The organism is Streptomyces sp. GLSS-08 (assembly GCF_056387915.1).
In genome coordinates this window covers 129,667-153,129 of the sequence record NZ_JBWJAQ010000012.1, presented here as the reverse complement: position 1 = coordinate 153,129, position 23,463 = coordinate 129,667, and the positions used below count along the sequence as shown (strand labels likewise).

The window sequence follows — 23,463 nt, the reverse complement described above, 5'->3', positions numbered from 1 at the left end:
CGCTGCCAGGAGAGCAGAGCGCCCGAGAACACCCACGAACTCACCTCACGAACAGCCCGGTTGAACGAACCCAACCCGAACCACCGGCGTCGGGGGACCGACCACACGACTGAGCCCCCGGAGCGAACGGTACGACCCCGCCCGCCGGTCCGAAGTACTCGGTCGCAGGTGAGTACGTGCGCTCTGGCCGGCGGGGCGGCGAGCCGAAACAGTGGAGCCATGGAGCAACGACTTCCGAACCCCGCCCGCCGCCTGATGCCGGGCTTTCTCCTCGCCGTGGTGGCGGCGGCGCTCTGGGCGGCCTGGCTGGGCTGGGACCAGCACCGCGACGTGCACCCCGACGGCTCGACGACCGGCCCGTACGAGGCATGGCAGGTGATCGGCCTGGCGCTGACGCTGCTGGCGCCGGTGTACTGGGCGGCGTCCCGACGGCACACGGTGAGCGCCGTACTCGGCACAACGGCCGGCCTGACCGTCGCCGCCTACTACGACTGGTCGGACGACGCGAGCGGCCTTTTCGCGATCGGAGTCGCCCTGGTCATGCTCGGAACCCTGGCGGCGACGACGGCGGCGACGGCGGTGACAGCGGCGCTCACACAGAAGGGACCCCACCCGACGCCCTCCCGCTAGGGCACGCGCCTGTCAGTGAGGTCGTCCGCACCGACGGGTTCGGGTTCGCGGATGCAGGCGAGGTGTTCAGGAACGTAGCGTGCGGTGACGTCTCCCGCGACGAAGAGGGGAACCGGTGACGATCAGACGGGGTACCCCCCTCATCACGGCATTGGCTGCCGCCCTCCTGCTTTCCGCGTGCTCCAGTCCGGACACGGACGATCGCCGCGTGACCGACGGGCGCATGTCGCACTGGGACAAGTACGCCGGTGCGCCCGAGGCGTCAGCGTTCATGAACGTGACGGCGCCCAAAGCCGCGACCGAGGTCAAGGGGGCCGTGCAGGTCAACCCGCAGGAGGACATCTACCTTCTCTCGTTCGTCACCAGTGAGAAGAACGCCGAAGGCATCGCGGAGGACCTTCGTCCCGAAGAACCGCTGAAGGCGAACAAGGTCGACTTCGCCCCGGATGGCGAGCTCTTCAAGCACCTGGGGCTGGCCGAGCCGCAGACGCTGAAGGGAGCCCGCTCGGCCGGAGTCTGCCCCCCGTGCGTGAAGGATGATCGCCGCAAGAAGGTGCAGTGGATCGACATCTACGTCCAGACGCTCAAGGACGATCAGGCCAGGGTCTACCTGAAGGCGTTCTGAACTCAGTCTCAGCCGAGCCCGGCACCCAATTCGGGGAACTGGTGCCGGCAAGTGAGATAAGTGTCGGTGTGCAGCGGCGGTGCCCGCCGTCACAGACGGCGGGCACCGCCGTACGCCAGGACTTCCTCACCGTCCAAGGCGCTCACTCAAAGCAAATCAGGCCCGGCGCTGATCTCTCAGCACCGGGCCTGATCTGGTGTTTCTCTGTCGGGGTGGCGGGATTTGAACCCACGACCTCTTCGTCCCGAACGAAGCGCGCTGCCAAGCTGCGCTACACCCCGATTGTCGCTGCTGTCGCGGCGACGTCGTTTACTTTAGCCCACCGGTGGCTGGAGACGAAATCCGGTTTTGGCGCGGCGGCGGACCGGGTCCGGGCGGAGGTGGTCGGCGGCCACGAGCAGGAGGGCGAGGGCGTAGAAGGCGAGGCCCAGGAGCAGGGCGTTGCTGAGAACGCCCAGGTGGCCGTGCCGGTCCACGTCCAGGAACGGGTACAGGTACCGCACCGACGAGGTCGAGGGGATCACCGCGCTGCGCGCGACGGAAAACGCGAGGTAGGCCACGGGATAGACGAGCCACACGGCCGCCTGGCTCACCCGCACCGGTGCCGGGCTCGTCAGCAGCAGCCAGTCCACCACCGCCGCGATCGGCGTCACCGTGTGCAGCAGATGGTTCGCGACCGCGTGCCAGCCGCTCGGCGCGTCGCCCGTCATCGAGAACGGGCTGGCGGCATTCGCCAGGATCACGTGGTACACGAGGCCCGTGATCACGATGCAGAGCAGGGCGCCACCGTTCACCAGTGGATGCAGGGGGCGGCGGGCCGTCCACGCGCGCCGCGCCGAGGCGAGGAGCACCACGGCCAGCAGCACATTGCTCTGGATCGTGAAGTAGCTCAGTACCCGGACGGGGCTGCCCCAGCGGAGTTCCATGGCCACGCCGGCCGCGGCCGCCAGGACCACCAGAAGGCGGTAGACGGCTGTAGCACGGCGGCGTACGGGAGCCACCACCGCGGTCGCGGGGACGATGAACGGGGCCGGCGCGGGGATACCGGGAATCGCGGGGAGGTCCGGTATGTCCTTGGGTATCGGGGCGGTCATGAGCTCACGCTAAGCGGATGCCGCGAATCGGGCGATACGGGACAAGCCGAGCGGGTTACATGGCCCAGCAGGCCCGCCCCGGCGGTTCCGGCCTCCCCGGACCCACGGGTCCCGGCCTCGCGGCCCCCTGGCCAGTCGGTCCCGGCCTCCCGGCGGTCCCGACCTCCCCAGACCCCCGCCTACTTCCGCCCCACCAGCGTCAGCAGCGACGCCTCCGGCGGGCACGCGAACCGTACCGGTGTGTAGCGGTTCGTGCCGCAGCCCGCCGACACGTGCATGTAGGACGTCCGGCCCTCCGCGTGGTGCCGGGACAGGCCCTTGACCCGGTCCGTGTCCAGGTCGCAGTTGGTGACGAAGGCGCCGTAGAAGGGCAGGCAGAGCTGGCCGCCGTGGGTGTGACCCGCAAGGATCAGCGGATAGCCGTCCGCCGTGAAGGCGTCCAGGCTGCGCAGGTACGGAGCGTGCACGACGCCCATCGAGAAGTCCGCGGACTCCGACGGGCCACCGGCTACGCGCGCGTAGCGGTCGCGCTTGATGTGCGGGTCGTCGAGGCCGGTCAGCTCGACCGAGGCGCCCTCGATCTTCAGCGTCCCGCGGGTGTTGGTCAGGTTCAGCCAGCCCGCCGCGTCGAAACCGTCCCGCAGGTCCTCCCACGGGTTGTGCACCGCGTTGACCGCGGGCGCGTTGCCGTTCAGGCCGTGCCGGCCCTGGGCCTTCTCGAACAAGTACTTGGCGGGGTTGCGGAGTTTGGGGCCGTAGTAGTCGTTCGACCCGAAGACGTACGCCCCGGGGAACTCCATCAGGGGGCCCAGCGCGTCCAGTACCTCCGGGACGCCCTCCGGGTCGGAGAGGTTGTCCCCGGTGTTGATGACGAAGTCGGGCCGCAGCCCCGCGAGGGAGCGCAGCCAGCGCTGCTTCTTGCGCTGACCGCTCACCATGTGGATGTCGGACACCTGGAGCACCCGCAGGGGACGCATACCCGGTGGCAGGACCGGGACCGTCACCCGTCGCAGACGGAAGGAGCGGGCCTCGAAACCCGCCGCGTACAACAGACCGGCGGCGCCCACCGCCGTGATTCCCATTGGTACTCCGTATAGCGCGCGCATGCGTCCATCGTGTCAGACCGCGGAGGGACCGACGCCCGCCTGTGGACAACCTTCGGGGCCCGCAGCTGTCGAGGTGCCCCAGGAGCAACTCCCGGCACGGCAACGGGACGGCCCCCGCGAAATCGACGGGCGTTCGTCTCCCCGTACCTGCGACAATCGACGACATGACCACGCTCAAGTCGAAGCTGCAGGAAGACCTCAACTCCGCCATCAAGGAGCGCGACGAGCTCCGCTCCTCGACGCTCCGGCTGACCCTCGCCGCGATCACCAAGGAAGAGGTCGCGGGCAAGACGAAGCGCGAGCTCTCCGACGACGAAGTACAGAAGGTGATCACCCGCGAGGCGAAGAAGCGCCGCGAGGCGGCGGACGCCTTCGCGCAGGGCGGGCGTGCCGAGTCGGCCGAGCGGGAGAAGGCGGAGGGCGAGGTCCTCGCCACGTACCTGCCCAAGCAGATGTCGGACGAGGAGCTCCGGCAGATCGTCGCCCAGGCGGTCGAGGAGGCCCGGGCGGCCGGTGCCGAGGGACCGCGCGCCATGGGCCAGGTCATGAAGATCGTGAACCCGAAGGTGGCCGGTCAGGCCGAGGGAGGCCGCGTCGCCGCCGTGGTCAAGCAGCTCCTCGCGGGCAGCTGAGCCCCGGCCCGTCCAAGAGGCCGAACGCGCCGGGAGCTTCCTGCGGGCAGCGGAGCCCCGGCTACCCCAGAAGGTCAACGCGCGAAAAGGTGGGGGCGCCCCCGGTCACCAGGGGCGCCCCCACCGCCGTGTCGCAGAGGAACGCGGAGCGCGGAGCCCCGCCGGGCGGCCCGGCTAGCCGTTCCTTCCCCCGAACCCGTTGCCGCCGTTGCCCTGGCCCCGGATGAAGCCCTCGGGGAACGAGAAAGAGGGCGTCGGGAAGGCGCCGCCGTCGGTGCCGCCGCCGGTCGTCGTACCGCCGATGGTGGTCAAACCGCCGTCGGTCGTCATGCCGCCGTCGCCCCCGTTGCCGTTGCCGTTCCCGTGCCCGTGCCCGTGCCCGTGCCCGTTGCCGTCGCCGTTGCCGCCGTCGTCCTGGCCCCGGCCGCTGCCGCCGTCGGGAATGTTGACGAGGTTGAAGTCGGGCGCGGGCTTGTTCTGCAGGGCGCCCGTCATCATGTCCCGCCAGATGGGTCCGGGGACCTCACCGCCGTACACCTTGTCGCGGTAGACGCCGCCGATGGTGATGTCGGTCATCCGGCGCTTGTGGGCGGGGTCGCCGACCCAGACCGCGCCGGCCATGTTCGGCGTGTACCCGACGAACCAGGCGGCGTAGCGGAAGTCCGTCGTACCGGTCTTGCCCGCGCTGGCGCGGCCGGTGAGGCCGGCCTCGGTACCGGTACCGTCCTCGACCACGCCCTTCAGCAGCGTGTTGATGGTGTCGGCGGTGGTCTCGGACATCGCCCGCGAGCAGCTCGTCCTCGGCACCCGCAAGGACTTCTTCTCGTCGCCCACGATCTGGCTGATCGACTCGATGGCGATCGGCGTGCAGTACGTGCCGCGCGAGGCGAAGGTCGCGTACGCGTTCGCCATCGTCAGCGGGGACATCTCCTGCGTGCCGAGCGCGATGGACGGTGCCTGCGCCATCTTGGAACCGTCGGCGCGCTTCACGCCCATCTTCTTCGCCATGTCGGTCACCGGGCAGATGCCGATGTCGCTGATCAGCTGCACGTAGTAGGTGTTGACCGACTTGGCGGTCGCTTCCTTCATGCCGTACGGGCCGCGCTCCGACTCGTTCTCGTTCGTGAGCTTCTCGTTCTGGAGGTTGGTCCAGTTCTTGCCGTCGCAGACGGAGACCGGGCTCGGGTACTCCATCTCGTACGGAGAGGAGTACTGCTGCGTCGCCGGCTTGCCGCCCTCCACGGCGGCCGCGGCCACGATCGGCTTGAACGTGGAACCGGGCTGGTACCCCGCGCCGCCGCCCATGGACTTGTCCACGGAGAGGTTGATCTGCGTCTGGTTCTTGCCGAAGCCGTACGGACGCGACTGGCCCATCGCGAGGATCTTGCCGGTGCCGGGCTCGACGATGGTCGCGGCGGTGGCCACGTCGTCGCTCTTGTTGACGTGCTCCTTGATCGACGCCTGGGCCGACTCCTGGGCCTGCGGGTCCAGCGTGGTACGGATCGTCAGGCCGCCCTGGTTCCAGACTTTGGCCCGGGCCTCCCTGGTCCTGCCGAAGACCTTGTTGTTCAGGAAGACCTCGCGCACGTAGTCGCAGAAGAAGCCGGCGCCCTTGACCGCGGTGATGCAGCCGTTCTTCGGCTCGCTGACGTGCAGTCCGAGCGGCTTCTTCTTCGCCTTCTCGGCTTCCTGCCGGGAGATGTCGTGCACCTCGGCCATGCGCTGGAGGACGGTGTTGCGCCGCTTGATGGCCTCCGCCTCGTCGTTGACCGGGTCGTACCGGCTGGGCGACTGGACGATGCCCGCGAGCAGCGCGGACTCCTGGAGATTCAGCTTCTTGGCGGGCTTGGAGAAGTAGCGCTGGGCCGCGGCCTCGACGCCGTAGGCCTGCTCTCCGAAGAAGGTGATGTTCAGGTAGTTCTCGAGGATGCGCTTCTTGCCGAGCTTCTCCTCGATCTGGATCGCGTACTTCAGCTCGCGGATCTTGCGGCCGAGCGTCTGCTGGGTGGCCTCGGCGACCTTGGTCGGGTCGTCGCCTGCCTCCTCCACGAAGACGTTCTTCACGTACTGCTGCGTCAGTGTGGACGCGCCCTGGGCGACTCCGCCGCTCTGCGCGTTCTGGTTCACAGCGCGCAGGATGCCCTTCAGGTCCACGGCGCCGTGCTCGTAGAAGCGCGAGTCCTCGATGGCGACGATCGCCTTCTGCATGTACGGCGAGATGTCCTTGAGGTCGACCACCGTGCGGTCGCGCGAGTAGACCGTCGCGATCTGGCCGCCCTGGTTGTCCAGGATGGAGGTGCGCTGGCTCAGCGGGGGCCGCTTGAGGTTGGCGGGGATCTCGTCGAAGCTCTCGACGGAACCCTTGGCCGCGAGGCCCAGCGCGCCGGCGGCGGGCAACGCGATTCCGGCCAGCACCGCTCCGGCGAGCACACTGACACCGAGGAACTTGGCGGCCTGCTGCGATGGGGACAGACCACCGCCCGAGCGCTTCTTTGGCATGAGGGCAGCCTACGTTCTCATTCGCCGGACACGCGTATATGCCTTGGCCTAAGCTGCTCTCAACTGTCACAGCAGCAGGGCCACGTATCAAGTACGTCCGGCGACCCCGAATCGTTCCGGACGTCTCCCGATATTTTTGTCGGGGGCGTGTCCGAATCCGCCTTGTGTGTCATCGGGCGTCCGTTGTGGCTCAACTGAACTGTCCCGGTCTGCCGGGAAACTGCCGTATGTCCTGCGCTCACTCCCCCGGGTGATCTGCCGCTTACGCATAGTCCGTTCGGGCCATTCAAGATTGGGCCCGAAGGGGGTGTTGCGCTGTGCCCACCTTCCGTAACGTCCTCAACTGGCGGCGGTGAATATGCCGCTGCCGCCGTGGGGGAGCCTCGATTCGGGAGAGGACGGCGCCGGTATGGGCTGGGTAACCGACTGGAGTGCGCAGGCGGCCTGCCGCACTACCGATCCGGATGAACTGTTCGTTCAAGGAGCAGCGCAGAACCGGGCGAAGGCGGTGTGCACTGGATGTCCGGTGCGCACGGAGTGCCTCGCCGATGCGCTCGACAACCACGTCGAGTTCGGCGTGTGGGGTGGCATGACGGAGCGTGAGCGCCGCGCACTGCTGCGCAGGCGACCGACCGTGACGTCGTGGCGTCGGCTGCTGGAGACCGCGCGTACGGAGTACGAGCGCGGTGCCGGCCTGCTGCCCCTCGACGAGGAAGAGGTGTACGAGAACTACGCGGCGGTGGGCTGAGGGGACCGTCCCTCGGACTCGGACGCCGTGCCCTCGGGCTGCGGCGGCGGGTCCTCCGGGTCCGTCTCCACCACCCCCCTGGCACGAAGAGCACGCCCCCGTGACACACGACAGGGGCCTCTCAGGTGCGGGCGCAGGACGCCTCGATCAGGCGTGGGTGCCCCCGGTCGCTTCGTCGAGTTCGTCGAGCCTTCGGGCTCGGGCGCCGCGTCACGCGGGCGCCGGACGGGCCCGCGGCTGGTGCCCGGCCGCATCCCGGGCCTCGGTTGCCCGGCCGCATTCCGGGCCTCGGTTGCCCTGTGCGCCGCTCAGCCTGGGGCTGTTACGCGCGGCGCGGGTCGAGCCCCGGGCCTCAGGCCTCAGCCGCAGGCAGCTCCGGCCGATGGGCCGCCAGCCGGTTCCCGATGTCCCGCAGCCCCGCGAGGTCGTGCACATCGCCGGGCAGTGCGCCCACTTCGGCCACCGCCACCTCGGGATGGCGCGCGGTGAAGCGGTCACGTGTACGCCGCTCGCGGGAGAGCAGCTGCATCCGCTCGGCGTGCAGCCTCAGCAGGCCCGCGGTGAGCTGTTCGACTGCTCCGTCCGTGGCGGGGGAGCCTTCGGCGGAAGCGGAAGCGGAAGCGGAAGCGGAAGCGGACAGGGACGGGGACGCGGACGCGGAAACAGAAGGAGAAGCGGGATCCGGATCGACTGGAGAGTCTGAACTGCCGTACGTTTCGGGAGAGTTACGAAGTCCAGCTTTCCCGTCCCCCTGATCCACAATGCGGGCGGCCGCAAGATTTTCTACCACCGTGGAGTCCCCGGTCACCGGGGTCGTGCGGCCCTCGTCCCCGGCGGCACCGACGACTTCGTCCGCTCCGGCGAGTTGGAGGTTCTCCGCCGCGGCGAGCGCCCGTTCGGCGGACAGGTGCGCAGCGTCACTGCCGTGGACCCGGTTGAGGACCAGGCCCGCCAGCGGCATGTGCTCGGCGGCCAGGCGCTCCACGAAGTACGCGGCCTCACGCAACGCGTCCCGCTCCGGGGCCGCCACCACCAGGAAGGCCGTCCCGGGCGCCTGGAGCAGCTTGAACGTGGCGTCGGCCCGCTTGCGGAAGCCCCCGAACATCGTGTCCATGGCCGCCACGAACGTCTGGATGTCCTTCAGCAGCTGACCGCCCAGCAGCTTGCCCAGGGTGCCCGTCATCATGGACATCCCCACGTTCAGGAATTTCATCCCCGCGCGTCCGCCGACCTTGGCCGGTGCCATCAGGACCCGGATCAGCTTGCCGTCGAGGAACGAGCCGAGCCGCTTCGGCGCGTCCAGGAAGTCCAGTGCCGAACGCGAGGGCGGCGTGTCGACGACGATCAGGTCCCACTCGTCGCGGGAGCGCAGCTGCCCCAGCTTCTCCATCGCCATGTACTCCTGCGTGCCCGCGAAGCCCGCCGAGAGCGACTGGTAGAAGGGGTTGCTCAGGATGGCGGCCGACCGCTCGCCGTCCGCGTGCGCCTCGACGATCTCGTCGAAGGTGCGCTTCATGTCCAGCATCATGGCGTGCAGTTCGCCGTCGCCCTCGACTCCCTTCACCCGGCGCGGGGTGTTGTCGAGGGAGTCGATGCCCATGGACTGGGCGAGCCGGCGGGCCGGGTCGATGGTCAGCACGACCACCTTGCGGCCGCGCTCGGCGGCGCGCAGCCCGAGGGCCGCCGCCGTGGTCGTCTTGCCGACGCCGCCCGAGCCGCAGCACACCACGATGCGGGTCTTCGGGTCGTCGATCAGCGGATCGATGTCCAGAAGGCGTGCGGAGTCGATCGCGCGGGCCTGATCGGATGCGGGGCCGTGGCCCTGGGCGCGTGCCGGGTCCGGACTCATGAGATCCCTTGCTGACGCAGTTCCTTGGCCAGTTCGTACAGGCCCGCGAGGTCCATGCCCTCGGCGAGCAGCGGGAGTTCGTGCAGCGGCAGGCCCGACTCCCTGAGCACGGCTCGCTGCTCGTGCTCCAGGGTGTGGCGCTCGGCGTACTCCTCGGCCTGCTGGAGGAGCGGCTCCACGAGCCGTTCGGCGAGCCCGCCGCGACGGGCGCCGCCGAGTCCCGCCGCGGAGAGCGACCTGGCGATGCCGCTCCGGGGAGCGGCCCCGACCAACTCCAGATCGGCCTGATCCAGTACGGCGGGACGCACCATGTTCACGATGAGGCGCCCCACCGGCAGCCCGGCCGCGCGCAGCTCGGCGATGGCGTCCGCGGTCTCCTGGACGGGCATCTCCTCCAGCAGGGTCACCAGATGGACGGCCGTCTCGGCGGACTTCAGGACGCGCATGACGGCCTGGGCCTGATTGTGTATCGGGCCGATCCTGGCCAGGCCGGCCACTTCGTCGTTCACGTTCAGGAAGCGGGTGATGCGGCCCGTGGGCGGGGCGTCCATCACCACGTAGTCGTAGGCGAAGCGGCCGCTCTTGTCCTTGCGGCGCACGGCCTCGCAGGCCTTGCCCGTGAGGAGGACGTCCCGCACGCCGGGCGCGACGGTGGTCGCGAAGTCGATGGCGCCTAGCTTCTTCAGGGCTCGTCCCGCGCCGCCGAGCTTGTAGAACATCTGGAGGTAGTCCAGAAGGGCCAGCTCGGCGTCGATGGCCAGTGCGTACACCTCCCCGCCCCCCGGAGCGACGGCGATCTTCCGCTCCTCGTAAGGCAGCGCTTCTGTTTCGAAGAGCTGCGCGATGCCCTGCCTGCCCTCGACCTCGACGAGGAGGGCCCGCTTGCCCTCGGTCGCGAGGGCGAGCGCGAGGGCGGCGGCTACCGTGGTCTTGCCGGTACCGCCCTTGCCACTGACGACCTGGAGCCTGCTCACGTCTTCGAGCCTAACCAGTCCGCGCCCGGGCTACGCGGGAGGCTGTGGATAACAGCGGATACAGTCGGCCACATGACCAAGTGGGAATACGCAACCGTGCCGCTGCTCGTCCATGCCACGAAGCAGATTCTGGACACCTGGGGCGAGGACGGCTGGGAGCTCGTCCAGGTCGTGCCCGGGCCGAACAACCCCGAGCAGCTGGTGGCCTATCTGAAGCGGGAGAGGCAGGCATGAGTGCCGTCGAGTCCAGGCTCCGCGAGCTCGGCCTGACGCTGCCGTCGGTCGTTCCGCCGCTGGCCGCGTACCAGCCCGCCGTGCAGTCCGGCGTGTACGTCTACACGGCCGGCCAGCTGCCGATGGTGGACGGCAAGCTCCCGGTGACCGGCAAGGTGGGTGCCGAGGTCACGGCCGAGGAAGCCAAGGACCTGGCCCGTATCTGTGCGCTGAACGCGCTCGCCGCGGTCAAGTCGGTGGCGGGCGACCTCGACCGCATCGCGCGCGTCGTGAAGGTCGTCGGTTTCGTGGCCTCCGCCGCGGACTTCACCGGCCAGCCCGGTGTCCTGAACGGCGCGAGCGAACTGCTGGGCGAGGTTCTCGGCGACAAGGGCGTGCACGCCCGCAGCGCGGTCGGTGTGGCGGTCCTGCCGCTGGACGCGCCGGTCGAGGTCGAGATCCAGGTGGAGCTGACCGGGGCGTAACCCGCCACCCCCCAGGGGCAGGTCTTCCGTCCGGGACCCGGCGCCCGCGGTCCGGGACCCGGCGCCTGCTGGTCCGGGACCCGGCGCCAGGTCGGTCCGGGACCGCTCCTGGTCGGCCGACAGCCGCCTCTCGAACATTAGCGCGCCACGGGATAGCCTCCGGCCATGGCGAATGGGCAGTGGTACCCACCGGAGTGGCCCGAGCGGATCCGTGCGCTCGCGGACGGCACGCTCACACCGGTCGCCCCGAGACGGGCGGCCACCGTCATGCTGCTCAGGAACACCGACAGCGCCCCCGTGGTGCACATGCTGCGCAGACGCGCCTCCATGGCCTTCGCCGGAGGCGCGTACGCGTATCCGGGCGGCGGCGTGGACCACCGCGACGACGAGCACCACATCCGCTGGGCGGGTCCCACGCGCGCGTGGTGGGCGGACCGGCTGGGCGTCGACGAGACATCCGCCCAGGCCGTCGTCTGCGCGGCGGTCCGCGAGACGTACGAGGAGGCCGGCGTCCTGCTCGCCGGGCCCACCCCGGACACCGTGGTCGGCGACACGACGGGCGAGGAGTGGGAGGCGGACCGCGCGGCCCTGGTCGCCCGGGACCTCTCCTTCGCCGAGTTCCTGGACCGCCGCGGGCTCGTGCTGAGATCGGACCTGCTCGGCGCCTGGACCCGCTGGATCACCCCCGAGTTCGAACCCCGGCGCTACGACACCTGGTTCTTCGTGGCCGCCCTCCCCGAAGGCCAGCGCACCCGCAACGCCTCCACGGAGGCCGACCGCACCGTGTGGATCAGGCCCGCGGACGCGGCGCGGGGGTACGACAGGGGCGAGCTGCTCATGATGCCGCCGACCATCGCGACGCTGCGCCAGCTGCTCCCGTACGCCACGGCCGCCGACGCCCTCGCCGCCGCGCAGGGCCGCGACCTGACGCCCGTTCTGGCGCAGGCCCGACTGGAGGGCGACGAAGTGGTCCTGTCCTGGCCGGGGCACGACGAGTTCACCAAGCACGTCCCGACCGGGGGAGCCCCCGCATGACGGAAGCAGCAGCCCTTCCAGGACAGCCGCGGGGCGGGGTCCTCTCCGGTCCCGCCACCCCGCGGGCCGTCAACGTCCTGGCCCCGAACGCGTCCGTGATGACCCTGGACGGCACGAACACCTGGCTCCTGTCCGAGCCGGACTCCGAGCTCGCGGTCGTCGTCGACCCCGGGCCGCTGGACGACGGACACCTGCGGAACGTCGTGGACACGGCGCACCGGGCGGGCAAGCGGGTCGCGCTGACCCTGCTCACGCACGGGCACCCGGACCACGCGGAGGGCGCCGGGCGGTTCGCCGAGCTGACGGGCACGAAGGTGCGGGCGCTGGACCCGGCACTGCGGCTCGGCGACGAAGGACTCGCCCACGGCGACGTCGTCACCGTCGGCGGACTCGAACTGCGGGTCGTACCGACACCCGGGCACACCGCCGACTCGCTGAGCTTCCATCTCCCGGCCGACCGGGCCGTCCTGACCGGGGACACCGTCCTCGGGCGCGGTACGACCGTGGTGGCCCATCCCGACGGCCGCCTGGGGGACTATCTCGACTCGCTGCGGCGGCTGCGGTCCCTGACGGTCGACGACGGCGTCCACACCGTCCTGCCGGGGCACGGACCCGTCCTCGACGACGCGCAGGGCGCCGTCGAGTTCTATCTCGCCCACCGCGCCCACCGCCTCGCCCAGGTCGAGACGGCCGTCGAGAACGGCCTGCGGTCGCCGGGCGAGGTCGTCGCCCACGTGTACGCCGACGTGGACCGCTCGCTGTGGCCCGCCGCGGAACTGTCCGTACGGGCCCAGATGGACTACCTCCAGGAACACGGCCTCATCTAGCCGGTCGCGGGAACTGCCGGACCGCCGGACCAGCCCTGGCCAGGACGTGGCGTCTTGACGCCGTGCACGCGCGTGTACTCCTCGGCAAGCCACGGGCCGAGGTCGTCGACGTACGAACGCAGGACGGCCGGGTCGCCGCGCGGTTCGTATCCGAGGGCTGCCGCCTCACGCAGCTCGCAGGCGCGCCCCGGGTAGTACGCGCCGAACGCCTCGGCCATCTCCCGCAGATCGCTCGTCCAGCCGTTCCAGCGCGGCATGACGAGGGTGAACCCGGTGCGGACGAGGCGGCGTGACATGAGGCGCACCAGGCGGCTTCGTGCCTCGTCCGTGTCCGCCGCGTCCCTGATCCGTTCACGCCAGCGCGGCAGGAGCACCGCCAGGTCGCCGTTCGTCTCCCGGGCCAGCAGGGAGTCGGGCCGGTAGCGGGGCAGGCGTGCGGCCAGATCCTCGCCCAGGAGTGGCGTACAGAGGCAGGCGACGAACCAGCCGCCGTCGTACCTCTCCAGGTCGCTCAGCGCGCGTTCCCGGCCGAGGAGCAGCGTCCCCGCGCCGTCTATCTGCGGGAACCGTGCGTCGAGGGCCTCGTCCAGCGCGCGGGCGTCCGCGTGGTCGGCCTCCGTCGGTTCCTCGCGCAGGACCAGCAGCAGGTCCAGGTCGCTGCGGCCCACGCGCGCGGTGCCGCGCGGGATCGATCCGTAGAGGTACGCGCTGTGCAGCCGCGCTCCGAAGACCTCACCGACCCGGCCGCGCGCCGCCGCGACGACGGGCCGGAACGCCGACGGGATCCTCCCGAGGGATCCCTCGCGCTTCATGTATCCCTGGGCGTCGAGCCCTCTGTCCTGCTCACTTCCGCTCACGGACCCACTGTGCCCGTTGCCATGGTCGGCCCGTCCGGCATTTCAGGACGAGCGCGTCAGCGCTGAGCCGGGACGGGGCGAAGGGGCGGGAAACGTCCGTCGACGACGACGGGGCCCCGCCTCTCCAGAAGGCGGGGCCCCGTCGCGTACGGCGAAGAAGCGGACGGCGTCAGCGCGAGCGCTTCGCGAGCCGCTCGACGTCCAGCAGGATCACGGCACGGGCCTCCAGGCGGAGCCAGCCGCGCCCGGCGAAGTCGGCGAGGGCCTTGTTGACCGTCTCGCGGGAGGCGCCGACCAGCTGGGCCAGCTCCTCCTGCGTCAGGTCGTGCACGACGTGGATGCCCTCCTCCGACTGCACGCCGAAGCGGCGGGAGAGGTCCAGGAGCGCGCGGGCCACCCGGCCCGGCACGTCCGAGAAGACCAGGTCGGACATCTGGTCGTTGGTCTTGCGAAGGCGCCGGGCGACGGCGCGCAGCAGGGCGGCGGCCACCTCGGGCCGCGCGTTCAGCCAGGGCTGGAGGTCGCCGTGGCCGAGGCCCAGCAGCTTGACCTCGGTGAGCGCGCTGGCCGTGGCCGTACGCGGACCGGGGTCGAACAGCGACAGCTCGCCGATCAGCTCGCCGGGACCGAGGACGGCCAGCATGTTCTCCCGGCCGTCGGGGGAGGTGCGGTGGAGCTTCACCTTGCCCTCGGTGACCACGTACAGCCGGTCCCCGGGGTCACCCTCGTGGAAGAGAGCGTCACCGCGGGCGAGGGTCACCTCACTCATGGAGGCGCGGAGCTCCGCGGCCTGCTCGTCATCGAGCGCCGCGAAGAGCGGGGCGCGCCGCAGAACGTCGTCCACGAGTTCTCTCCTTGTCGACCTGCTCAGGGGATCTTGCTCCCCCGTGTGCCAGGGGACCGTGTTCCCCATTTTGCCGGGCGTTCCAAACAGTGTGATCAGTCACAAGTCTGCCGTACTGGCGTCCTGGCGAGTGCGGCAGGGGGCCAATTGGGGGCCGATCTTCAGGGTCCGGGGCGGATGTCGGTGCCGGGCTTTAGGCTGGCCGGGTGTCCAAATCGCCGGTGAGAGCACAGGCCAAGGGGGCTGGGCGGGTGGTTGTACGTCGCGATTCCGCTGTGGGCGAACAGGCCACGGGCGGAACCAGTAAACCGACAAATGCGGCAGGGTCGGCGCCGGTGCAGGCCGCCGCCGAGAAGCCCGCCGAGAAGAAGAAGACGAAGGCCATCGTGAAGAAGCCGGCGCCCGCCGGGCGTACGACCGCGCCGGCGGAGCAGACGACCGCGCCGGAGAAGACCGCCGTCAAGAAGGCGACACCCGCGAAGCCACCCGCGAAGAGGGCCGCGTCCGCGAAGAAGGCCGCGTCCGCGAAGAAGGCGCTGACCGAAACGGCCCCGCCCAGGAACGCTGCCAAGACGGCGAAGACGGCCAAGACGGCCAAGACGGCCAGGACCGCGGTCAAGAAGCCCCCGCCGCAGCAGCCCAAGCCCGACCCCGCCGTCGTCCGTCGGGCCCGCCGCATCAACCGCGAACTCGCCGAGGTGTATCCGTACGCGCACCCCGAACTGGACTTCGAGAACGCGTTCCAGCTCGTGATCGCCACCGTACTGTCCGCGCAGACGACCGACCTGCGGGTGAACCAGACGACACCGGCACTCTTCGCGAAGTACCCCACGCCCGAGGACCTGGCCGCCGCCAACCCGGAGGAGGTCGAGGAGATCCTGCGGCCCACCGGGTTCTTCCGGGCCAAGACCAGGTCGGTGATAGGACTGTCCAAGGCGCTGCGGGACGACTTCGGGGGCGAGGTGCCCGGTCGGCTGGAAGACCTCGTCAAGCTGCCCGGAGTGGGCCGCAAAACCGCGTTCGTGGTGCTCGGCAACGCCTTCGGGCGGCCCGGCATCACCGTGGACACCCACTTCGGACGCCTCGTGCGCCGTTGGCAGTGGACGGACGAGACCGACCCGGACAAGGTCGAGGCGGTCGTCGGTGCACTCTTCCCGAAGAGCGAGTGGACGATGCTCTCGCACCACGTGATCTTCCACGGCCGCCGCATCTGTCACGCCCGTAAACCGGCCTGCGGCGCCTGCCCCGTCGCCCCGCTCTGCCCGGCGTACGGGGAGGGCGAGACGGACCCCGAGAAGGCGAAGAAGCTTTTGAAGTACGAGAAGGGCGGCTTCCCGGGCCAGCGTCTCAAGCCCCCGCAGGCCTACCTGGACGCCGGTGGTATCGCGGCACCGCCCCTGGGCACCGGATGACCTGCGGCGCGGAACGATCCGCGGCCCCGCACGCGTTGAGACCGGAAGAACGGGGGTGGCGATGACGCACGCGAGCCATACGCACCACGGCCACGGCACACACCAGGGCCACGGCACGCAGCACGGCCACGGCACACACCTGGGCCGCGGCCTGTCCGCCGACGGGATCGCGCCGAGCAAGGTCGGCCTGCCCGGCTGGCTGGAGCCGGTGGCCCGCGCCGCGGAGACGGTGCAGCCGCTCCAGTTGAGCCGCTTCCTGCCGCCGGCCGACGGCGCGGGCCGCCAGTCCGCCGTGCTGATCCTCTTCGGCGAGGGGGACCGCGGCCCCGAGCTGCTGCTCATGGAACGCGCGAGTTCCCTCAGATCGCACGCGGGCCAGCCGTCCTTCCCCGGCGGCGCCCTCGACCCCGAGGACGGCGACCCCGAGACCGACGGGCCGCTGCGGGCCGCTCTGCGCGAGGCCGAGGAGGAGACCGGCCTCGACCCGAGCGGCGTCCAGCTCTTCGGCGTGCTGCCCCGGCTCTACATTCCGGTGAGCAGCTTCGTGGTGACACCGGTGCTCGGCTGGTGGCGCCGTCCGACCCCGGTCGACGCCGTCGATCCGGCCGAGACGGCGCGGGTCTTCACGGTCCCCGTGGCGGATCTCACGGACCCGGCGAACCGGGCGACGGCGGTCCACCCCAGCGGTCACCGGGGCCCGGCCTTCCTGGTCGAATCGGCCCTCGTCTGGGGCTTCACGGCCGGGATCATCGACAGGATCCTCCACTACGCGGGCTGGGAGCTGCCCTGGGACCGGGAGAAGCAGGTCCCGCTCGACTGGCGCGCATGACAGGGTGGCCTCCGTGAATGTGCTGGACATCCTGTTGCTGGTCGCCGCCGTGTGGTTCGCGATCGTGGGCTATCGCCAGGGCTTCGTCGTCGGCATCCTGTCGGTGATCGGCTTCCTGGGAGGCGGCCTCGTCGCGGTCTATCTGCTCCCCGTTGCCTGGGGTGCCATGACCGAGGACACGGAGGTCAGTACGACCGCCGCCGTCGTCGCGGTGATCGTCGTGATCGTCTGCGCCTCCGTAGGCCAGGCCCTCACCACCCATCTCGGCAACAAGCTCCGCCGGTACATCACCTGGTCACCCGCCCGTGCCCTGGACGCGACGGGCGGCGCCCTGGTCAACGTGGTGGCGATGCTGCTCGTGGCCTGGCTGATCGGCTCGGCCCTCGCCGGTACGACGCTGCCGACGCTCGGCAAGGAAGTACGCGGCTCCAAGGTGCTGCTGGGCGTGTCGCGGGCGCTGCCCACCCAGGCCGACACCTGGTTCGCCGACTTCTCCTCGGTCCTCGCGCAGAACGGCTTCCCGCAGGTCTTCAGCCCCTTCGCGAACGAACCGATCACCGAGGTCCAGCCCCCGGACCCGGCGCTCGCCAACAGCGCGGTGGCCAAGCGCGCGCAGAAGTCCATCGTCAAGGTCATGGGCACCGCGCAGAGTTGCGGCAAGGTCCTCGAAGGCACCGGCTTCGTCTTCGGCGAGCGCCGCGTCATGACCAACGCGCACGTGGTCGGCGGTGTCGACGAGCCCACGGTCCAGATAGGCGGCGAGGGCCGGAAGTACGATGCGACGGTCGTCCTGTACGACTGGGAGCGCGACATCGCCGTACTGGACGTGCCGAACCTGCGCGCGCCCACCCTGCGGTTCACGTCCAAGGACGCGACCAGGGACGACGGCGCGATCGTCGCGGGCTTCCCGCAGAACGGGGCGTACAACGTGCAGCCCGCGCGGGTGCGCGGCCGGCTCACCGCCAACGGTCCGGACATCTACCACCGCGGCACGGTCCGGCGCGACGTCTACTCGCTCTACGCGATCGTGCGCCAGGGAAACTCCGGCGGACCGCTGCTCACACCCGAAGGCAAGGTGTACGGCGTGGTGTTCGCCAAGTCCCTCGACAACGACGACACCGGCTACGCGCTGACCGCGGACGAGGTCCGGGAGGACATCACCAAGGGTCGTACGGCGAACCAGCAGGTGGACAGCGACAGCTGCGCGCTCTGACGAGGCGGAAGCTGTCCGTTGTCCGTTGTCCGCTGTCCGGTCAGCCGGGCCGAAGAGCCGTGGCGTCCGGTCGGCGGGTCAGCCGCGGGGGTGGCGCAGTCGCGCCGAGACCCAGCGGGCCCGGCGGCGCAGGATGTGCGGGATTCCCAGCCTGAGGTCCGTGCCCTGCAGCTGCGGGGCACCCCTCCGGTGGGGGCTCAGGCCCGTGGCCGAGCGACGGGTGCGTGCTGCGTCACTGTAGTCGTGCGTCCAGCCCATACCCCGACGTCTGCCCGGGCCTCATGGTCGGTAACCGCCTCCCGGGCCCCCAATTGGCCTATGCGCGAGGCATTTGGCTGTTCGGGGACAAGCGTTCCCCGCTGGATGCCGAACGGGTTCGAACACCCGTCTATTGGACGCCCGCGGGACTCGTCACCGGTCGGGTTCGGGATCCTTCAGCCAGTTGATGAGCTCGGTGGAGAATGCCACCGGATCCTCCTCGTGCGGGAAGTGCCCCAGTCCGTCGAACAGCCGCCAGCGGTACGGGGCTTCGACGTACTGCCCGGAGCCCGCGGCGCTGCGCGTGCGCATCACCGGGTCCAGCGAACCGTGCAGATGGAGCATCGGCACGCGCAGCGGCCGCTTCATCCGCCGGTTGAACTGGATGCCGTCCGGGCGGGCCATCGAACGCACCATCCAGCGGTACGGCTCGATCGCGCAGTGCGCCGTCGACGGGATGCACATGGCGCGCCGGTACGTCTCCACGACCTCGTCGTCCGGCAGGCGCGGCCCCGACCAGTCCCGCATCAGACGGCCCACCAGAGCGGCGTCGTCGGCGACGAGTTGACGCTCGGGGATCCACGGCCGCTGGAACCCCCAGATGTAGGAACCCGCGGTCGTCTGCTTGACGTCCGAGAGCATGGCCGAGCGCCAGCGGCGGGGGTGGGGCATCGACGACACCGCCAGCCGGCGGACGAGCTTCGGGCGCATCACGGCGGCCGTCCACGCCAGATAGCCGCCCAGGTCGTGGCCGACTAGCGCGGCGTCGGGCTCGCCGAGCGACCGGACGACCCCGGTGATGTCGAGGGCCAGGTTCGCCGGGTCGTAGCCGCGCGGGGTGCGGTCGCTGCCGCCGACGCCCCGCAGGTCCATGGCCACCGCGCGGAAACCCGCGTCGGCGAGAGCCGCCATCTGATGCCGCCAGGCCCACCAGAACTGAGGGAAGCCGTGCAGCAGGAGAACGAGCGGCCCGTCGCCCATCTCGGCGATGTGAAAGCGCGCGCCGTTGGCCGCGACGTCCCGGTGGACGACCCCTTTCCCGCCGGGCACGTCGAGCCGTACGACTGAAGCGGGTGGAGCCGAAGGTGTGGCGGGGTCGGTCATGAGGATGAGCGTGCCACAGCCTCGATGGCCTCCGGGACACGCTCGTGGGCCGTCACCTCACGGGGGTGCGGCTTGGCGTTCTGCAGGACGCCCGCCGACTCCTTCATGGAGGCGGCGACCTTCTGCGGGCCCTTGCCCTTCTTGGCCTTCTTCGCGAAGACGACGCCGATCAGCGCGAGCACCCCGGCGACCAGCACGTTCGCGGCGAAGGAGAGCAGGAAGCAGACGGCGAGGTTCCAGTCGCTCCAGGTCCGGATGGCGTACGCCAGGGCGAAGCTCAGCATCGGCAGGGAGAAGATCAGCACCGCGCCGGCCGCGGAGAACGCGCCGCCGCTGACCGCCCCGCGCTTGACGTCGTGCCTGAGCTGCGCCTTCGCCAGCGCGATCTCGTCGTGCACCAGCGCGGACATCTCAGTAGTCGCCGAGGCGAACAACTGGCCGATGCTGCGTTCGGCGCCGACCGGGCTGCCGTCGGGTGCGCTCATCGCGATCTCCCTCTTCTGCATGGAATGGTGCGGTCCCGTCAGATCATGCCGGACCGGCGTTCTCCTCGCCTGCCCCGCCCTTCACTTCGGCAAGCGCGCGTCGCTCGGCCGCCTTCTCCGCGGCCAGCCTGCGGTGCTCGGCCGCCTTCTTCTCGTAGATGTCGGCCATGCGCAAGTGGTACGCCGGGTTGTCGAGTTCGTAGATGTCGGGGATGCCGTCGCTGTCCTCGTCGCGCTCCTCGGCCTCGCACAGGTGGCGGTACTTGGCGTTCCGTACCTTCAGCAGCGTCCCGGCGAGTACGGCCGCGATCAGCGAGCCCATGAGGACGGCGGCCTTGACCTCGTCGGCGAGCACCGGGTCACCCGCGAAGGCCAGTTCGTCGATGAGCAGCGACACGGTGAAGCCGATGCCGGCGAGGGAGGAGACCGCGAGGACGTCCGGCCAGGCGAGGTCCTCGCTCAGGGAGGCACGGGTGAAACGGACCGTCAGCCAGGTCCCGCCGAAGATACCGACCGTCTTGCCGACGACCAGACCGAGGATCACACCGAGCGTCTCGGGCCGGGTGAAGACGGCGCCCAGGGCGCCGCCGGACATCGCGACACCCGCGCTGAACAGGGCGAACAGCGGAACGGCGAGTCCTGCCGACACAGGGCGCACCAGGTGTTCGACGCGCTCGCCGGGGGACCGCTCCTCGGGCTTGCCGTCCGGTCCCGCGCCCTCCACCCGGTGGCAGCGCAGCATCAGGCCCATCGCGACACCGGCGATGGTGGCGTGGATGCCGCTGTTGTACATCAGCCCCCAGATGATGAGGGCCAGCGGGACGTACACGTACCAGCCGCGTACCCCCTTGCGCAGCAGCAGCCAGAAGACGGCGAGGCCCACGACGGCGCCGCCGAGCGCCGGGAAGTTCAGCCGGTCGGTGAAGAACACGGCGATGATCAGGATGGCGAACAGGTCGTCGACGACGGCGAGTGTGAGCAGGAAGGCGCGCAGGGCCGAGGGCAGGGACGTGCCGAGGACGGCGAGGACGGCCAGCGCGAAGGCGATGTCGGTCGCGGTCGGGACCGCCCAGCCCTGGAGGGAGCCGCCGCCGGTGACGTTGACGAGGGTGTAGACGAGCGCTGGTACGGCCATGCCGCAGAGCGCGGCGACGACGGGCAGCAGCGCGGCCTTCGGATCCCGCAGGTCGCCCGCGACCAGTTCCCGCTTGAGCTCGATGCCTGCGACGAAGAAGAAGACGGCGAGGAGACCGTCGGCCGCCCAGTGCTCGACGGACAGGTTGAGTCCGAGCGCGGCGGGGCCGAGGTGGAAGTCGCGGACGCTCTCGTAGCTGTCGTGCAGCGCGGGTACGTTCGCCCAGATCAGCGCGGCGATCGCGGCGACGAGCAGCAGGATGCCGCCGACGGTCTCGGCGCGCAGCGCGTTCGCGACGAAGTTCCGCTCGGGCAGCGAGAGCCGGCCGAGGAACTTACGGGTGGCGGTGCTGGGCGCGGTCACGGGGCGACCTCCGGTCGGTGGGCAGGGCTGAGCACATGCCGACCAGACTTCCCGGCGCACCTTGGGTCCACGTATGACGTTGTTGACGCGTTCCTCAGCTTACGCAAGGTGCTGCGGGACGGATCCGGTGATCTTCACATTAGACACAAAGAGGGCACCCGGCGCGGCGCCGGGTGCCCTCGGGGGCATGCTCAGGCCTCTCGGCCGTGACCTCAGTCCTCCCTGGGCGCCGCCGGCAGTTTCTCCTGGATGAGGTCCATCACCGTGGAGTCGGTGAGCGTGGTGACGTCGCCGAGCTCGCGGTTCTCCGCGACGTCACGCAGCAGCCGTCGCATGATCTTGCCGGAACGGGTCTTCGGCAGCTCCGCCACCGGCAGGATCCGCTTCGGCTTGGCGATCGGTCCGAGCGCCGTGCCCACGTGGTTGCGCAGGTTCGCGACCAGGCCCTCGTCCTCCGCGGAGGCCGTGCCGCGCAGGATGACGAAGGCGACGATGGCCTGTCCGGTCGTCTCGTCCGCGGCGCCGACGACGGCCGCCTCGGCGACCGACGGGTGCGAGACGAGCGCCGACTCGACCTCGGTGGTGGAGATGTTGTGCCCGGACACGAGCATGACGTCGTCGACCCGGCCGAGCAGCCAGATGTCCCCGTCGTCGTCCTTCTTCGCTCCGTCGCCCGCGAAGTACCTGCCCTCGAACCGGGACCAGTACGTGTCGAGGAACCGCTGGTCGTCGCCCCAGATGGTGCGCAGCATCGACGGCCACGGCTCGGTGAGGACGAGGTATCCGCCGCCACCGTCCGGGACCTCGTTCGCCTCGTCGTCGACGACGGTCGCCGAGATGCCGGGCAGGGCCCGCTGGGCGGAGCCCGGCTTGGTCTCGGTGACGCCCGGCAGCGGCGAGATCATCATCGCGCCGGTCTCGGTCTGCCACCAGGTGTCGACGATCGGGGTGCGGTCGCCGCCGATGTGCTTGCGGTACCAGATCCACGCCTCGGGGTTGATCGGTTCGCCGACGGAGCCGAGGACCCGCAGCGAGGACAGGTCGAACTTCGCGGGGATGTCGTCGCCCCACTTCATGAACGTACGGATCGCGGTCGGCGCCGTGTAGAGGATCGTCACCCCGTACTTTTGGACGATCTCCCAGAACCTGCCCTGGTGCGGGGTGTCCGGCGTGCCCTCGTACATCACCTGCGTCGCGCCGTTCGAGAGCGGCCCGTACGTGATGTACGAGTGTCCGGTGACCCAGCCGATGTCGGCCGTGCACCAGTACACGTCGGTCTCCGGCTTGAGGTCGAACACCGCGTGGTGGGTGTACGACGCCTGGGTGAGGTAGCCGCCGGAGGTGTGCAGGATGCCCTTCGGCTTACCCGTCGTACCGGACGTGTACAGGATGAACAGCGGGTGCTCGGCGTCGAAGGCCTCCGGCGCGTGCTCCGCGGACTGCCTGGCGGTGATCTCGTGCCACCAGACGTCGCGGCCCTCGGTCCAGGCGACGTCCTGGCCGGTCCGGCGCACGACGAGCACCTTCTCGACGGCGTCCGTCCGGCTGACCGCGTCGTCGACGGCCGGCTTCAGCGCGGAGGGCTTGCCGCGCCGGTAGCCGCCGTCCGAGGTGATGACGAGCTTGGCGTCGGCGTCCGCGATCCGGGCCGCGATCGCGTCCGCCGAGAATCCGCCGAAGACGACGGAGTGGGCGGCGCCGATGCGGGCGCACGCGAGCATCGCGACGACCGCCTCGGGGATCATCGGCAGGTAGACGGCGACCCGGTCGCCCTTCCGGACGCCCAGCTCGGTCAGCGCGTTGGCGGCCTTCGACACCTCGACCTTGAGTTCGGCGTAGGTGATCGCGCGGCTGTCGCCGGGCTCGCCCTCGAAGTGGATGGCGACCCGGTCGCCGTGGCCGGCCTCCACATGCCGGTCCACGCAGTTGTACGCGACGTTGAGCTTGCCGTCCTTGAACCACTTGGCGAACGGCGGATTCGACCAGTCGAGGGTCTCGGTGGGCTCGGTGGCCCAGGTCAGCCGACGGGCCTGCTCGGCCCAGAAGCCGAGCCTGTCAGCCTTGGCCTGCTCATACGCCTCCGCGGTGACATTGGCGTTCGCGGCCAGGTCGGCGGGCGGCGCGAACCTGCGCTCTTCCTTCAGCAGGTTGGCCAGGCTTTCGTTGCTCACGACATCTCCCTTTCCCAGGGTGTCCGTTGTGTCCCAGGCCACAGCTCATCAGACCGGAGGGCCCGATGACAAGGG

General features: G+C 70.4%; 23 protein-coding genes and 1 tRNA gene. 11 read left to right on the top strand and 13 right to left on the bottom strand.

The genetic code is table 11. The features are described 5' to 3' along the window. Positions 1-219: 219 nt before the first annotated feature. The gene (locus tag AC0ZLC_RS22350; RefSeq protein ID WP_476753715.1) at positions 220-630 is read left to right on the top strand and encodes a hypothetical protein; all 411 of its coding nucleotides are present in this window, start codon (positions 220-222) and stop codon (positions 628-630) included. Positions 631-838: 208 nt separating this feature from the next. Beyond that, positions 839-1,255 (top strand): hypothetical protein, encoded by a 417-nt coding sequence (locus AC0ZLC_RS22345; RefSeq protein WP_476753714.1) that lies wholly within the window; start codon positions 839-841, stop codon positions 1,253-1,255. A gap of 207 nt (positions 1,256-1,462) precedes the next feature. On the opposite strand, the gene AC0ZLC_RS22340 is transcribed toward AC0ZLC_RS22345, so the two are convergent. The 3 genes from AC0ZLC_RS22340 to AC0ZLC_RS22330 all read right to left on the bottom strand — a co-directional run bounded on the left by AC0ZLC_RS22340 (position 1,463) and on the right by AC0ZLC_RS22330 (position 3,455). Then, a tRNA-Pro gene (locus AC0ZLC_RS22340) sits at positions 1,463-1,536 on the bottom strand. A gap of 33 nt (positions 1,537-1,569) precedes the next feature. Beyond that, complete coding sequence (locus AC0ZLC_RS22335) at positions 1,570-2,349, bottom strand: Pr6Pr family membrane protein (protein WP_476753713.1); 780 nt, start codon at positions 2,347-2,349, stop codon at positions 1,570-1,572. A 179-nt stretch (positions 2,350-2,528) separates the two neighbouring features. Then, a complete protein-coding gene (locus AC0ZLC_RS22330) occupies positions 2,529-3,455 on the bottom strand; it encodes a metallophosphoesterase (protein WP_476753712.1) in 927 nt (308 codons plus the stop codon). 164 nt (positions 3,456-3,619) lie between these two features. Between AC0ZLC_RS22330 and AC0ZLC_RS22325 the strand changes: the two genes are divergently transcribed. Then, entirely contained in the window at positions 3,620-4,087 is a 468-nt protein-coding gene (locus tag AC0ZLC_RS22325; protein WP_476753711.1) for a GatB/YqeY domain-containing protein, read from the top strand. Between the two features lie 174 nt (positions 4,088-4,261). On the opposite strand, the gene AC0ZLC_RS22320 is transcribed toward AC0ZLC_RS22325, so the two are convergent. Then, a complete protein-coding gene (locus tag AC0ZLC_RS22320; protein ID WP_476753710.1) occupies positions 4,262-6,586 on the bottom strand; it encodes a transglycosylase domain-containing protein in 2,325 nt (774 codons plus the stop codon). A 409-nt stretch (positions 6,587-6,995) separates the two neighbouring features. Between AC0ZLC_RS22320 and wblA the strand changes: the two genes are divergently transcribed. After that, the gene (wblA, locus tag AC0ZLC_RS22315; protein WP_476753812.1) at positions 6,996-7,334 is read left to right on the top strand and encodes a transcriptional regulator WblA; all 339 of its coding nucleotides are present in this window, start codon (positions 6,996-6,998) and stop codon (positions 7,332-7,334) included. A 352-nt stretch (positions 7,335-7,686) separates the two neighbouring features. Here the strand turns inward: wblA and bagB are convergent, their stop codons facing one another. Both bagB and bagA read right to left on the bottom strand, forming a co-directional pair. Then, on the bottom strand, positions 7,687-9,183 hold the full coding sequence (gene bagB / locus AC0ZLC_RS22310; protein ID WP_476753709.1) for an ATPase BagB: 1,497 nt from the start codon (positions 9,181-9,183) through the stop codon (positions 7,687-7,689). Next, positions 9,180-10,157: an ATPase BagA gene (gene bagA, locus AC0ZLC_RS22305; RefSeq protein ID WP_476753708.1), complete on the bottom strand. Its 978-nt coding sequence runs from the start codon at positions 10,155-10,157 to the stop codon at positions 9,180-9,182. The genes bagB and bagA overlap by 4 nt, the downstream gene beginning before the upstream one ends. A 72-nt stretch (positions 10,158-10,229) precedes the next feature. Between bagA and AC0ZLC_RS22300 the strand changes: the two genes are divergently transcribed. The 4 genes from AC0ZLC_RS22300 to AC0ZLC_RS22285 all read left to right on the top strand — a co-directional run bounded on the left by AC0ZLC_RS22300 (position 10,230) and on the right by AC0ZLC_RS22285 (position 12,717). Next, positions 10,230-10,391, top strand: a complete 162-nt coding sequence (locus tag AC0ZLC_RS22300) for a DUF4177 domain-containing protein (RefSeq protein WP_010986011.1) — start codon at positions 10,230-10,232, stop codon at positions 10,389-10,391. Then, positions 10,388-10,855, top strand: coding sequence for a RidA family protein (locus tag AC0ZLC_RS22295; protein WP_476753707.1), 468 nt, complete (start codon positions 10,388-10,390; stop codon positions 10,853-10,855). The genes AC0ZLC_RS22300 and AC0ZLC_RS22295 overlap by 4 nt, the downstream gene beginning before the upstream one ends. A 165-nt stretch (positions 10,856-11,020) precedes the next feature. Next, complete coding sequence (locus tag AC0ZLC_RS22290; protein WP_476753706.1) at positions 11,021-11,890, top strand: NUDIX hydrolase; 870 nt, start codon at positions 11,021-11,023, stop codon at positions 11,888-11,890. Further along, the gene (locus AC0ZLC_RS22285; RefSeq protein WP_476753705.1) at positions 11,887-12,717 is read left to right on the top strand and encodes an MBL fold metallo-hydrolase; all 831 of its coding nucleotides are present in this window, start codon (positions 11,887-11,889) and stop codon (positions 12,715-12,717) included. The genes AC0ZLC_RS22290 and AC0ZLC_RS22285 overlap by 4 nt, the downstream gene beginning before the upstream one ends. On the opposite strand, the gene AC0ZLC_RS22280 is transcribed toward AC0ZLC_RS22285, so the two are convergent. Together AC0ZLC_RS22280 and AC0ZLC_RS22275 are read right to left on the bottom strand one after the other, a co-directional pair. Continuing rightward, positions 12,714-13,529: a nucleotidyltransferase domain-containing protein gene (locus AC0ZLC_RS22280; protein WP_476753811.1), complete on the bottom strand. Its 816-nt coding sequence runs from the start codon at positions 13,527-13,529 to the stop codon at positions 12,714-12,716. The two genes, AC0ZLC_RS22285 and AC0ZLC_RS22280, sit on opposite strands and share 4 nt — an antisense overlap. 214 nt (positions 13,530-13,743) lie before the next feature. Then, entirely contained in the window at positions 13,744-14,418 is a 675-nt protein-coding gene (locus tag AC0ZLC_RS22275) for a Crp/Fnr family transcriptional regulator (protein ID WP_016642758.1), read from the bottom strand. Between the two features lie 251 nt (positions 14,419-14,669). Between AC0ZLC_RS22275 and nth the strand changes: the two genes are divergently transcribed. From nth to AC0ZLC_RS22260, 3 genes are all read left to right on the top strand, one after another. Further along, entirely contained in the window at positions 14,670-15,830 is a 1,161-nt protein-coding gene (nth, locus tag AC0ZLC_RS22270) for an endonuclease III (RefSeq protein ID WP_476753810.1), read from the top strand. A 61-nt stretch (positions 15,831-15,891) separates the two neighbouring features. Continuing rightward, on the top strand, positions 15,892-16,659 hold the full coding sequence (locus AC0ZLC_RS22265; RefSeq protein ID WP_476753704.1) for an NUDIX hydrolase: 768 nt from the start codon (positions 15,892-15,894) through the stop codon (positions 16,657-16,659). 13 nt (positions 16,660-16,672) lie between these two features. Then, positions 16,673-17,872, top strand: coding sequence for a MarP family serine protease (locus AC0ZLC_RS22260; protein ID WP_476753703.1), 1,200 nt, complete (start codon positions 16,673-16,675; stop codon positions 17,870-17,872). A 78-nt stretch (positions 17,873-17,950) separates the two neighbouring features. Here the strand turns inward: AC0ZLC_RS22260 and AC0ZLC_RS22255 are convergent, their stop codons facing one another. From AC0ZLC_RS22255 to acs, 5 genes are all read right to left on the bottom strand, one after another. Continuing rightward, on the bottom strand, positions 17,951-18,130 hold the full coding sequence (locus AC0ZLC_RS22255) for a hypothetical protein (protein ID WP_476753702.1): 180 nt from the start codon (positions 18,128-18,130) through the stop codon (positions 17,951-17,953). A 153-nt stretch (positions 18,131-18,283) separates the two neighbouring features. Then, on the bottom strand, positions 18,284-19,234 hold the full coding sequence (locus tag AC0ZLC_RS22250; protein WP_476753701.1) for an alpha/beta fold hydrolase: 951 nt from the start codon (positions 19,232-19,234) through the stop codon (positions 18,284-18,286). Then, the gene (locus AC0ZLC_RS22245; RefSeq protein ID WP_476753700.1) at positions 19,231-19,719 is read right to left on the bottom strand and encodes a phage holin family protein; all 489 of its coding nucleotides are present in this window, start codon (positions 19,717-19,719) and stop codon (positions 19,231-19,233) included. The genes AC0ZLC_RS22250 and AC0ZLC_RS22245 overlap by 4 nt, the downstream gene beginning before the upstream one ends. 43 nt (positions 19,720-19,762) lie before the next feature. Then, complete coding sequence (nhaA, locus tag AC0ZLC_RS22240) at positions 19,763-21,217, bottom strand: Na+/H+ antiporter NhaA (protein ID WP_476753699.1); 1,455 nt, start codon at positions 21,215-21,217, stop codon at positions 19,763-19,765. Between the two features lie 212 nt (positions 21,218-21,429). Beyond that, the gene (acs, locus tag AC0ZLC_RS22235) at positions 21,430-23,430 is read right to left on the bottom strand and encodes an acetate--CoA ligase (protein ID WP_476753698.1); all 2,001 of its coding nucleotides are present in this window, start codon (positions 23,428-23,430) and stop codon (positions 21,430-21,432) included. Positions 23,431-23,463: the final 33 nt, after the last annotated feature.